This is a genomic window from Streptomyces sp. NPDC101227 (assembly GCF_044767545.1).
Classification (GTDB): domain Bacteria; phylum Actinomycetota; class Actinomycetes; order Streptomycetales; family Streptomycetaceae; genus Streptomyces.
Genome location: NZ_JBIWOD010000006.1, coordinates 234,177 through 245,864, shown reverse-complemented (window position 1 = coordinate 245,864; position 11,688 = coordinate 234,177). Strand labels below are relative to the sequence as shown.

Sequence of the window (11,688 nt, the reverse complement as noted above, 5' to 3'; positions counted from 1 at the left end):
GTCGAGCGTGGGGCCAGGGGGTGCGGCGGGGCGGTCAGCCGGTGACCTGGAAGGCGTCCACCGCGGTGTCGAAATGCCGCTTGGCCTCGGTGCGCGAGCCGATCGGCGCCGAGATCCACACGTCGACCATCTTTCCGCGCTCCTCCCAGCTCAGGTCATAGACGTAGCGCGCCCCGGCGTCCTCGCTGCTGCCGTCCCACGCGAAGTCCCAGAGCCCGGCCTGCAGGCCTTTGTGCGTGGTCTCGACGACCTGGCTCTGGCGGTAGCCCTTGTAGACGCCGGGCCCGTTCGCGTCGGCCTTCTGCATCGCGCCGATCGGTCCCTCCGCCACCGGCTTCTGCAGCTGAACGCCGATCCGGAAGCGCCGGCCCTGGGAGACGTAGTAGACCCGGTGCTTCTCGTAGGAGCGGGTGAAGCCGTCGGGCACCGCGAGCGCGAAGCCGGCCGGGTCGCGCACGAGGCGGTAACCGGCGGGAACCTTGGGGGCGTTGCCCCCGGAGGGCTTCGAGGTGATCGTGACGGTCGGGCCTGCCCCGCCGGGCTTGGGGGTGCCCTTCGACCCCGGCCCCGGCTGCGAGGCGTGCTGGGAGGCCTGCTGGGACGCACCGGGCGCGCCCCCCTTCCCCTGGTTGCCCGTGTCGGCGTTCTGGTTCATGACCAGGGCCGTGATGCCCGCGCCCGCGCCGCCGAGTACGGCCACGGCCAGCGCGACGAGAAGGATGGTCCGGGGGCGGCCGGTGTGCGGGCGGGCGGCGGCGGCCAGCGCCCGGTCGTCGAGCGCGTCGAGGAGGGGGGCGCCGGGGGCACGGCCGCCCGTGCGGGCGCGGCCGGGGGCGTGGCCGGCGGGCGTACGGGGGCCGGAGTGGGCGGAGTAGCCGGTGGGGGCCACGGGAGTGCTGCCGGGCAACGACCGGCCGACGTCGTCCAGGAGGTCCTCGTTGGGCGGGTGCTCGCTGGGGAGGTCGCCGCTGGGGCCGCCGTAGAAGGGGTCATGGGTGTCGGGGGCGGGGCGCCGGGGATCGGCCGGGGCGCTCGCGGCGGCCGCCTCTCCCGGGCCCGCGGACCTGCCGCGCCCCCGCGGTCCGCCCGCTCCGCGTTCCGGCGCCCGCCCCGTCCGCAGATACCCCCGTAGCAGCCGCTCCGTCTCCTCGGCAGCCATCCGGTGCTCCGGGGCCCGCTGCAGCAGCCCCTCGATGACGGCGAGCAGCGGGCGGGCCGCCTCCGGGATCTCGATCTCGTCGTACACGACGGCGTGCAGGACGCCGCCGATCGAGTCCCGGCGGAACGGCGATTCCCCGCTGAGCGTGGCGCACATCAGCACCCCGAGCGACCACAGGTCCGCCTCGGGCCCGGTGCCGTGCCCGGCCATCCGCTCCGGCGCGGTGTATTCGGGCGAGCCGACGAATCCGCCGGTCTCCGTCAGCGTCGTCACCCCCGGGACCTGAGCGATCCCGAAGTCGGTGAGCACCACCCTGTTGGTGGCCGATTCCATCAGTACGTTCGCGGGCTTGATGTCGCGGTGCAGCACCCCGCGGGCGTGCGCGGCCCGCAGCGCGCCGAGCAGCGCGACCGCGATCCGGGCCGCCTCGCGCGGGGCGAGCGGCCCGCCGGTGTAGAGCCGGTCGGCCAGCGACGGGCCGTCCACCAGCTCCATCACGATCCACGGCCGGCCGTCCTGCTCGACCACGTCATGGACGACGATCACATTCGGATGCTTGACCTGGGCGACGGTCCGCGCCTCGCGCATCGCCCGCTCGCGCTGTACCCGCGCCTCGGGGTCGGCGGTGTCCGCGTCCAGGTGCAGCTCTTTCACCGCGACCTGGCGCCCCAGCAGTTCGTCGGTGGCCCGCCAGACCGTTCCCATTCCGCCACGGCCCAGCCGGATACCCAAGCGATAACGGCCGCCTACGAGTTGGCCCTCGCCCCCGAAGATCCCCATAGGGCCATCTTGCCGCATGGCAACCGGACCGGAAGGGGCGGTACCGGCCCTCTCCGCCAGGCGCCGCTGCGGCATCGGCGGAAAGCGCCTGTGACCTGGGCGCCTTGCGAGCGGCAAGCGCCTCGCCCGCGCGGAGCGGCTCCGTCAGGAGCGGATCGACGCGTACCGCGCGCATGCGGCGGATACCACCGAACTCCACCGCGTGGCGGCCCGGGACACGCCGACCGGGCCTCGCGGGCGCCCGCCGTCCTCCCCCATGTCCTCACGAGACACGGGGTGGAACCTCCCCCGCCCCTCTGACCGTCCTTGACACAGTGAGGCCAGTGACGCCGCCGTACGGGAACGGCGGCCGGACGGCGGCCGGTACGGCGGAACGGGGGCGGCCATGGTGATGCAGGACGGCGGAACGGTGGACGTCCGTCCGGGCGCCGACCCGGGCCGGGCCGCCCCGGAGCACAGCGGCGCCTACCTGGCGAGCGGACTGTGCCTGGCCCTCTACGGCGGCGCGCTGCTCGCCTGGATCCTCTACGGCATCGCCCAGGGCAACGGCACCGCCTGGGACTTCGTCGAGGGCCTGTTCAACCCCGGCGCCTCCACCGGCGCGCAGGCGCTGGGCCCGTACGAATGGTCCTTCTCGGTCGCCTTCCTGGCCGTCGCGGGCCTGTCGCTGGCGCAGCGCCGGGCGGCCCGCAGCGCCGCGCTGTTCTGCGCCTTACTCCTCCTGGCCGTCTCCCTCCGCGAGGGCGTCGGCCTGTTCCACGCCGCCTACCGCGACCAGTACAGCAACGACCCCTTGGGCGGCTGGGCGCTCGCCACGCGCGGTCTGGGCCTGGTGACGGCGCTGGTCGTCCTGGCCCTGCTGCTCCCGGCCGCGGAACGGCCCGCCCGCCCCCGCGTCGCGCCCGCCCCCGACGGCCCGGAGGCCCGCTGGCGCCGCCTCTCCCGCGTCTGCGGCGTCCTGTTGCTCATCACGGCCGTGATCCGCGTGGGGTGGTGCGTACGGGACCTGACGACCGGCAGCACGGACATCGGCCGCTACCTGCGGGGCGTGGTCGACGGCTCGGTCCCCGGCACCCTCGACCTGTCGGCGTCCGTCGAGTTCACGACGGTCGGCTCGGCCCTCGCCCTCCTGGTCGTCGGCGTGATCGCGATCCGTGGGCGGCGGGACATCCGGGGCGCGCTGCTCGTCTTCGCCGCCGTGGAGCTGTATCTGACCGTACGGACGGTGGTGTGGCTGGCCGTGACGGACTTCTTCAGCCTGTCCTCCGAGACGCCGGAGGGCGCGCTGTCGATGGCGACGACGGCGTATGCGCTGGCGGCGATGACGTCGGTGGTGGTGCTGGCCACGGGACGCGGACCCGGCGGGTATGACGGCATGCGGGGCCCGGTCGGCTCACGGGTCCCCACTTCCGAGTAACCGGCGCCGCGCCTGCGGGCGGTGGTGCCGCGCGCTCGGGGGCCTGCTGACGGGCCTCCGGTCGGCCGGCTGACGGGTCTGGGAGTCGCGGTCGGCGGTGCGGGGGAGATCCCCCTCCGAACCGCCCCCGCACGCCAGCGGCGGCCGCCGCGTGTGGGGGTCGCGGCGGCCGCCGATGTGAACTGCAACGCGTCCCGGGCTTGTGGCCTCTTCAGTGGTGCAGCATGTGAACAACTCTGCCGGTGGAGACCACTCCACGGCATCCTTCGCAGGTCGCGGAATTACCCCCGCCGGTCGGCGGGGGTACGGGGCCGTCTTGGGGCGGGCCCCGGTGACAGAGGTACGGAGTCGCGCAGCGCCGGGTGGTTCCGTGAGCTCGGATGGGTGCGAAGGAGAAAGGGGCGGCCGGTGATCCGTGTCGCTGTGGTGGATGACGAGCGGCTCGTCAGGTCCGGGTTGCGGATGATTCTGGGGACCGCTCCGGATATCGAGATGGTCGCGGACTGCGGTGGCGTGGAGGCCGTGGAAACCGTGCTGCGCAGCGGGGCGCAAGTGGTCCTGCTCGATATCCGGATGCCGGAAGTGGACGGGCTGACCGTGCTGCGCCGGCTGCGGGCCACCCCGGAACCTCCTGCGGTGGCGATGCTGACCACCTTTGACGCCCAGGAGTACCTGACCGCGGCGCTGCGCGAGGGGGCGGCGGGGTTCCTGCTCAAGGATTCGGATCCGGAGCAGCTCGTGCGGGCCGTACGGACGTTGGCGGCGGGCGGGAGCGTGCTGGACCCGGGGGTGACGCGGGCGGTGATCGGCGGCTATCTGACGGCCGAGGACCAGGCCGCGGCGGCGCGGGCGGTCAGCGGGCTCACGCCGCGTGAGTCGCAGGTACTGGCGCTGCTCGGGGCGGGGCTGGGCAACGCCCAGATTGCGCAGCAGATGGGGCTGGCGCCCAGCACGGTCAAGGATCATGTGCGGGCGCTGCTGGCGAAATTGGGCGGGATCAATCGCGTACAGGCGGCCATCGTGGCCGACCGGGCGGGCCTGGTGGCGGGCGATCCGCGGGGGGCGTGGTGAGCGCGCCGGGGGGTCCGGGGCGCGTCCGGACGCGGGTGCGGGCGCTCGCGCGCGGGGCGCTGGCGGGACGGGTGCGGCGGATCGCCCCGGTGGTGGTGCCGTGCCTCCTGGCCATCGCCGACGCGGTGCTGGTCAACGGCTTCGAACTCGCCCTGGAGCTGGGCGTCTCGGTGGTCGCCTCGGCGGCCCTGCTGCTGCGCCGCCGCTTTCCTCTTCTGGTGTTCCTGTTCACCCTCCCCGGTCTCTACATCGGGTACATCTGGTTCGCGCCGATGATCGGGCTGTACACGCTGGCCGCGCGCCGGCCCGGCCGGGTGCGGCTCGGCATCTGTGCGGTGCTGCTGATCGCCGCGCATTTCCTGCCGTACCCGATCTCGGATTTCGAGCCGACCCATTACCGGGAGAACACCCTGGTGCTGATCGACGCGTGCGTCACCTCTGCCGCGCCGATCACCATGGGGCTGCTGGTCCGTACGCGCCGGGAGCTGGCCGTCCGCGTCGAGGATCTGACCCGCAGCCTGCGGCGCGAGGACCGGCTGCTCGCGGACCGGGTGAAGACCACCGAACGGGCCCGGCTCGCCCGGGAGATGCACGATGTCGTGGCCCACCAGGTGAGCCTCATCAGTCTCCAGGCGGGGGCCGTGCAGGTCAGTACCGAGGACGAGGCGGCGCGGGCGGGGGCGCGGACGATCCGGGAGCTGTCCGTGCGGACGCTGGAGGAGCTGCGGCACATGGTGGGGGTGCTGCGGGCGGACGGCGGGGATGCGGCGGAGGCCCACGGGCTCGCGCCGCAGCCGGATCTGGAGGAGCTGCCGCGGCTGATCGAGATGAGTGCGCTGGATGTGACGTACGAGGGGGGCGTGGTGGCCGGGGCGGGCGGCGCGAAGACGGTGGAGCGGGCGGCCTTCCGCACGGTCCAGGAGGCGCTGACCAATGTGCGCAAGCACGCGCCGGGGGCGCGGGTGCGGGTCCGGGTGGGGGCAGGCGGCTCCGGGGAGAGCGAGAGCCTGTGCGTCGAGATACGGAACGGGCCGCCGGACGAGTCGGCGACGGCGCCCGCGCTGCCTGGTGGCGGGCACGGCCTGGTGGGGCTGCGCGAGCGGGCGCAGAGCCTCGGCGGGACGATGGAGGCGCGGCACACGGCCGAGGGGGGCTTCGTGGTGCGGGCGGAGTTTCCGTACGGGGTGACGCCCAACGGGGCGGGGTGACGCCTGGCGGAGCGGCGGCGCCCCGTTGTCAGGCCGACAGCGGCGCCGCCGCCTCGTCCACGGCCGTGTGCAGGTCCGGGTAGACCTCGAAGAGCCGGCGGACGCCCAGCGCCGCCAGTACGCGGTTGACGTGGGAGCCGTCGACGGCCCCCTGGGCGGGGAGGATCAGCCGCAGCCGCCCCTGACAGGAGCGCATAAGTCTGCGTGCGGCGATCAGTACGCCGACACCGCTGGAATCGCAGAACCTGACCTCGGAGAGATCGAGCACCAGACTCCGCCGGCCGTCGGCCACCGCGTCGTGCACATGCTGGCGCACCGCGGGCGACGTGACCAGGTCCATTTCACCGGAAACCTGCAGCACGGCCCACCGGCCCTGTTCGCCCTCTGCCACCTTCAACGACACGCGCTCGAAGCCTTTCGCTCGCTTTCGGAACGGATGCGCCCCGGATCAATCCGGAAGTCATCCTTCCCCGGCTCGACTGCCCGGCCTCATTCCCCTGAAACTCTTCCGAATCCTTGGCGCAACAGGCCGTTCCCGCCCAAGGCTATGCCCAGCGACAGGCGGCTTTTCCCCGGCATCCGGTCACACACGGATAACACATCGGCCGATACGGGCACGAACACTGCACATCAATTCGCTCCCCGATCCCTTTTGATCCGTTTCGATCGGGGAATATCACCCCATAGTGACAACTCCCCTACCATCCGCATCCCCCGAAGAACTTGGTTTGGGGCAAAGGAGCGTGCGTTGTCAGAGGCTCCCATTACATTCGATGTGGGCGTCGCGGTCCGGCGCCCACGGGGGGATCGACGGAAGCGAGAACGGCAGAAGCGGTATGGCGGGAGCGGTACCGGCAGAGGTGTGAGCACGGCGACGACGGACAGGGATAGGGGTCCGATGGGAAACGACACACCCCCGCGCTGGGACAGGCGGATGCAGCAGCGGCTGGCCCGCGGCGAGGCGGCCGCGCTCGGCGAGCTCTACGACCGCTTCGCTTCGCTCGTGCACAGCCTCGCGCACCGCGTCCTGGACGACGAGGACGCCGCCGACCGCATCACCCGCGAGGTCTTCGGCTACATCTGGGAGAACCCCCACTCCTACGACCCCAAACAGAGCTCGCTGCGCTCGTGGGTCGCCGCGGTCACCCGCCATCAGGCCGTCCAGCGGCTGCGCCAGACCGAGGCCGCCTCGGCCCGGGACTGCGGTCCCGAAGCGCCCGCGCCGGCGGAGATGGAGCAGAAGATCCGCGAGGCCTCCACGGCTGCCCGCGCCGACTACATCGTCACGTCCATGCCCGCCCCGCTGCGACAGGCCCTGGAGCTGGCGTACTTCCAGCGCCGGGACTACCGCCAGACCGCCGCCGACCTCGGCGTCACGGAGGACGAGGCCCGGCGCCGGCTCCGCCTGGGGCTCCAGCTGCTGTCCACCGCCCACAACCACCCCGCGCTGCCGCCGTCGGCGCCCCGGCCGCCCCATCTGCCGCGCACCACCCCCGCGCCCCGCACGGCGCCCCACCCGCCCCACGGACCGCGCGCACCGCATCCGCCGCAGCACACCCACCCCCACACCGGCCCGGGAAACGCCCCGCCCGGCCCGGGCCACGGTCGGTCACTGTGAACGGCCCGGACAAGTGGGAGGGCCCCGACCGCCCCGGCGGGCCCGGCGAACGGCCACGGATACCGGCGCCGCGTGCCGCCGCCGAAGACCGCGGCCCGCTGCCGGACGCCCGGCCCGCGCCCACGCCCGAACCGGAAGCGAAACCGGACCCGATGACCGACACCACCGACCCAGGCTCCCGCTCCGAGGACGCACCGCCCGGGTCCGCCCCGCTCCCCTCCCCGGCCGCCCCACCGCACCGGGTCCTCAAGTCGCTGCTCGGCGCCTGGGCCCTGGCCGCCTGCAGCGCCGAGGAGACCACCGCGGTGGAGACGCATCTCACCGACTGCGCCTCCTGCGCGGACGAGGCGCTGCGGCTGCGGGGCGCCGTCGGCCTGCTGCATCCCGCCGACAGCCTCGACCTCGACCCGCTGCTGCGCTCCCGCGTCCTGGAGGGCTGCCTGGGGCGCCGCCCGGCCCGTATCCCGGTGCCGGAGTGGGCGACGCCGTACGACGCGGAGACCGCGAAGCTCGATGCGCTGCTGCGCGACATGGGCGAGGCGGAGTGGCGCGCCCCGGTGCGGCTGCGCTGGTTCGAGGAGGAGCGGGCGGTCGAGCGCGAGACCACCGTCGCCGGTGTCATCGGCCATCTGATGACGGTCGACGGCCTGGTGGCGACGGCCCTCGGCCTGCCCGACCCGCTCGGCCCCGACGCCCCGCCGGGCGCCCCGGGCCCGACCACCCGTACGGAGGCCTACTGGCGGGCGGCGGGCGAGGAGCCGGGCCGGCTCGCCACACACGGCCCCTGGCGCGACCAGAGCTACGCGCTGATAAGAACGGTCTCGTTCGCCGACGGCGGCGTCGGCGAACTCGCCGTCCCGTACGGCAGGTTGAGGCTCCCGATGCGCGATTCGTTCCTGGACCGCGCCTTCGGGTGCTGGGTGCACGCCGGCGATATCGCGGACGCGGTGGACTATCCGTACGAGCCCCCGGCCGCCAGGCATGTCCACCAGCTGGTAGACCTCGCCACCCGGCTGCTGCCCACCGCCCTGGCCGGCCGCCGCCGGGCCGGCCTCGCCGCGCCGCCGCGGCAGCTCGTCGAGGCGGGCGCCCCGGGCCGCACCCTCCACCTGGAGGTCGAGGGCAGCGGCGGCGGTCACTGGTACATACCGCTGGACTCCCCGGCGGCGCTCGGCACGAAGGAGCACACCGTCGCGCATATCGCGCTGGACAGCGCCGAGTTCTGCCAGCTGGCCGCGGGGCATGTTTCGCCGGAGGAGGCCGCCGCGGGCCAGCACGGCGAGCGCGAGGCGATCCGCGACGTCCTCTTCGCGACCGCGTCGCTGTCCCGGCTGTGACCCGCGGCCGGGCGGTCCGTCGCCGGACAGGCCCTAGGACCAGGCGCTAGGGACAAGCCCTAGGCGAAGACGACCGTCCGGCTGCCGTTCAGCAGCACCCGGTGCTCGCTGTGCCACTTCACGGCCCGCGCCAGCGCCTGGCACTCGACGTCCCGGCCGATCGCCACGAGCTGGTCCGGCGTGACCTCGTGCCCGACCCGCTCGACCTCCTGCTCGATGATCGGCCCCTCGTCGAGGTCGGCGGTCACGTAGTGGGCGGTGGCCCCGATGAGCTTCACACCGCGCGCATGCGCCTGGTGGTAGGGCTTGGCGCCCTTGAAGCTCGGCAGGAAGGAGTGGTGGATGTTGATGATCCGCCCGGAGAGTTCCTTGCACAGGTCGTCGGAGAGCACCTGCATGTAGCGCGCCAGCACGACCAGCTCGACCCGCTCCGCGCGCACCAGCTCCAGCAGCTGCGCCTCGGCCTCCGGCTTGTTGTCACGGGTGACCGGGATGTGGTGGAAGGGGATGTCGTACGAGCCGACCAGCTCGGCGAAGTCGGTGTGGTTGGAGACCACGGCCGCGATCTCCACCGGCAGCGCCCCGATCCGGGAGCGGAAGAGCAGGTCGTTGAGGCAGTGCCCGAACTTGGACACCAGCAGGATGATCCGCATCTTCTCGCCGGCCCGGTGGATCTGCCACTCCATGTCGAACGAGTCACCCACCGCCGCGAAGCTGGCCCGCAACTTCTCCAGGCTCACCGAGGCGTCCGCGGCGAAGTGCACCCGCATGAAGAACAGCCCGGTGTCCTGATCGCCGAACTGCTGGCTGTCCTCGATGTTGCAGCCGGTGATGAAGAGGTAGCTGGACACGGCGTGCACGATCCCCCGCTTGTCCGGGCAGGACAGCGTGAGGACGTACTGGTCGGTCAGGTCGGACAGGCCGGGCTGCTGGGTGGGCTGCGACTCGCTCATGCCGAAACCTCGCTGTGCTCGGCCTCGCACTCGCTCGGCGCGCACCCTTCAATGACTCGCTCGCTACGCTCTCTCATGACCTCATAGGGTCGCACACCTGCGGGGATGCTCAGGCCGGGGCGCCCGGCGCACCCGTCATGATTGCCAGGACCTCCAGCGAGTGCGGCGGCGTGTCGGGGTCCTCGCCGTCCGCCGTCGCCATCCGGACATGCGCCTCCCGGGCCGCCTGTACGGCCTCCGGCCAGGCCTGGTGCCGCATGTACGCGGCGGGCGGGGCATCCGCGCCGACCTGGTGCATGATCCGCAGCACGTTCAGCACGGCGGCATCGACCAGCTGCGCCTCCTGGGCGTCGCGGAAGATCGTGCCGAGGTATTTGTCGGCGGACCAGTTGTCCAGCCAGGTGTCCTCGACGAGGCGGTAGACGGCGTCGGTGACATCGCCGTACCCGGGGCGGCCGGCGAGCCAGGTGTCCTGCTGGAAAGCGGGGTCGGAGAGCATGTGCAGCGCGGAGCGCACATTGCTGCGCCAGCGCCACCACGGCATGTCATTGAGTGGCATGCCGCCCATGGTGGTCGAGCGGCGGCCGCGACGGGAAGACTTCTCCGAACCTTGCACAGTATTCGATCGTACGTTCCTCGAGGATGATCTCCCGCAGCCCCCTGGAGTTCACCTCTACGTCACCGTTCGTTGCCACGGCGTCACTCATCCGTTGATGGCGAAACGGAAGGCTCGTGCGACATGACCGGACGGCGACGCTCCTCCCCCCGCCCCTACTCCCATGCTCCCGCGGTCGCCATCGCCTCGGCGGCGGCATGTGTGGCGGTTATCGCGTCGCTGCTCTCGGGCTGCGGTTCTCTCCCCGGGGCCTCGGGGGACTCCGGGGAGAAATCGCCGGTCACGGTGATGACCTGGGCCCCCGAGGGCACCAGAGCGACCAACATGCCGGGCATGCCGGCCATGGCGCAGGCCTACGCCCGGTGGGTCAACTCCCGGGGCGGCATCCGCGGCCACCACCTGAAGGTCCTCACCTGCAACGAGCACAACGACTCGGTGGCCGCCACCCAGTGCGCGCAGCGCGCGGTGGACCACGGCGCGGTCGCGGTCATCGGTTCCTACAGCCAGTTCGGGCGGTCGTTCATGCCGCCGCTGGAAGTCAACGGCATCCCGTACATCGGCGGCTACGGCGCCTCCGACGAGGAGTTCGCCAGCCCGCTCTCGTACCCCGTCAACGGCGGTCAGGCCTCCCTTCTCGCCGGAAACGGGCGGCAGTTGGCGCGCAGCTGCAAGCGCGTCGCCCTCGTCCGGCCGGACACCATCCAGGGCGACCAGATGCCGGCGCTGCTCAACTCCGGCCTGCACGACGGGCATCGGCAGCGGGCCAAGGACATCAAGGCGCCCGAGGACGGCACCGATTACTCGCCGCAGGTGACACGCGCCCTGGACGGCGTGGGCGCGGACCCGGCGCTCTACGGCACGGCGGCGAACGGCGGCAAGGCGGCCGGGGCCTGCGTGACCGCCTCGCTCGGCGACCACACGGACACGTTCTTCGACTCCTTCCGGCGGCTCCAGGAAGACAGCCCCCGGGTACACGTCAGCTCCGTCCTCGGCAGCGTCGGCCAGTCGCTGGTGAACCGGACGGGCGGCCCGTCGGGCCCGCTGGAAGGGGCCTACATCACCGGCTGGTACCCGGTGGCGAGCGATCCCCGCTGGGAGCCGATGCACAAGGTCCTCGACGACTTCGCCTTCGGCGACAACCGCATCGACCCGGCCGACCAGGGCGCCCAGACGACCTGGATCGCCTATACGGTGCTGCGCGCGCTGATCGAGCAGCTCGACGACGCGGGCGTCGAGGACATCACCTCGCACGCCCTCCAGACCACGCTCGACGACGGCGACCGCGCCATCGACACCGGCGGCCTGACCCCGAAGCTGCGGTGGCGCGAGGACGATCTGCTCACCGTCCAGAACTTCCCGCGCATCGTGAACGGGATGGTGACCTATCAGGTCGTACGGAACGGTGAACTGGTCGCGGCGCAGGACGGGTTCGTGAATGTGGGCAGGACGCTGGAACGGCTGGTCACGGACGACGACAGCTGAGCGCGGGCCTCGCCGGACCGGGGCGTGAGCCGGCCGGTTACGGGACC

General features: G+C 72.8%; 10 protein-coding genes and 1 pseudogene. 6 read left to right on the top strand and 5 right to left on the bottom strand.

All coding sequences use genetic code 11. The annotated features are described in order from the left end of the window. Nucleotides 1-34 precede the first annotated feature (34 nt). Nucleotides 35-1,939, bottom strand: a complete 1,905-nt coding sequence (locus tag ACIRPT_RS16220; protein ID WP_403827464.1) for a serine/threonine-protein kinase — start codon at nucleotides 1,937-1,939, stop codon at nucleotides 35-37. A gap of 385 nt (nucleotides 1,940-2,324) precedes the next feature. Here ACIRPT_RS16220 and ACIRPT_RS16215 point away from each other — a divergent pair, with 385 nt between their 5' ends. The 3 genes from ACIRPT_RS16215 to ACIRPT_RS16205 all read left to right on the top strand — a co-directional run bounded on the left by ACIRPT_RS16215 (nucleotide 2,325) and on the right by ACIRPT_RS16205 (nucleotide 5,635). Continuing rightward, nucleotides 2,325-3,356, top strand: coding sequence for a hypothetical protein (locus tag ACIRPT_RS16215; protein ID WP_403827462.1), 1,032 nt, complete (start codon nucleotides 2,325-2,327; stop codon nucleotides 3,354-3,356). Between the two features lie 408 nt (nucleotides 3,357-3,764). Further along, the gene (locus ACIRPT_RS16210; RefSeq protein ID WP_403827460.1) at nucleotides 3,765-4,427 is read left to right on the top strand and encodes a response regulator; all 663 of its coding nucleotides are present in this window, start codon (nucleotides 3,765-3,767) and stop codon (nucleotides 4,425-4,427) included. Then, nucleotides 4,424-5,635, top strand: coding sequence for a sensor histidine kinase (locus tag ACIRPT_RS16205; protein WP_403827458.1), 1,212 nt, complete (start codon nucleotides 4,424-4,426; stop codon nucleotides 5,633-5,635). The genes ACIRPT_RS16210 and ACIRPT_RS16205 overlap by 4 nt, the downstream gene beginning before the upstream one ends. A 28-nt stretch (nucleotides 5,636-5,663) precedes the next feature. On the opposite strand, the gene ACIRPT_RS16200 is transcribed toward ACIRPT_RS16205, so the two are convergent. Next, nucleotides 5,664-6,038 carry an STAS domain-containing protein gene (locus tag ACIRPT_RS16200; protein ID WP_030067429.1) on the bottom strand — a complete coding sequence of 125 codons (375 nt, stop codon included), beginning with the start codon at nucleotides 6,036-6,038 and terminating at the stop codon, nucleotides 5,664-5,666. Nucleotides 6,039-6,533: 495 nt separating this feature from the next. On the opposite strand from ACIRPT_RS16200, the pseudogene ACIRPT_RS16195 reads away from it, so the two are divergent. After that, a pseudogene (locus ACIRPT_RS16195) lies at nucleotides 6,534-7,106 on the top strand (sigma-70 family RNA polymerase sigma factor); the annotation flags it as partial. Between the two features lie 143 nt (nucleotides 7,107-7,249). Then, nucleotides 7,250-8,590 (top strand): zf-HC2 domain-containing protein, encoded by a 1,341-nt coding sequence (locus ACIRPT_RS16190; RefSeq protein WP_403827455.1) that lies wholly within the window; start codon nucleotides 7,250-7,252, stop codon nucleotides 8,588-8,590. 59 nt (nucleotides 8,591-8,649) lie between these two features. Here ACIRPT_RS16190 and purU read toward each other — a convergent pair whose 3' ends face one another. From purU to ACIRPT_RS16175, 3 genes are all read right to left on the bottom strand, one after another. Continuing rightward, on the bottom strand, nucleotides 8,650-9,543 hold the full coding sequence (gene purU, locus ACIRPT_RS16185) for a formyltetrahydrofolate deformylase (RefSeq protein ID WP_403827453.1): 894 nt from the start codon (nucleotides 9,541-9,543) through the stop codon (nucleotides 8,650-8,652). Between the two features lie 109 nt (nucleotides 9,544-9,652). Continuing rightward, a complete protein-coding gene (locus ACIRPT_RS16180) occupies nucleotides 9,653-10,111 on the bottom strand; it encodes a hypothetical protein (RefSeq protein ID WP_403827938.1) in 459 nt (152 codons plus the stop codon). Nucleotides 10,112-10,314: 203 nt separating this feature from the next. Further along, a complete protein-coding gene (locus ACIRPT_RS16175; RefSeq protein WP_403827970.1) occupies nucleotides 10,315-10,494 on the bottom strand; it encodes a hypothetical protein in 180 nt (59 codons plus the stop codon). On the opposite strand from ACIRPT_RS16175, the gene ACIRPT_RS16170 reads away from it, so the two are divergent. Beyond that, entirely contained in the window at nucleotides 10,448-11,641 is a 1,194-nt protein-coding gene (locus ACIRPT_RS16170; protein ID WP_403827936.1) for an ABC transporter substrate-binding protein, read from the top strand. The two genes, ACIRPT_RS16175 and ACIRPT_RS16170, sit on opposite strands and share 47 nt — an antisense overlap. Nucleotides 11,642-11,688 lie beyond the last annotated feature (47 nt).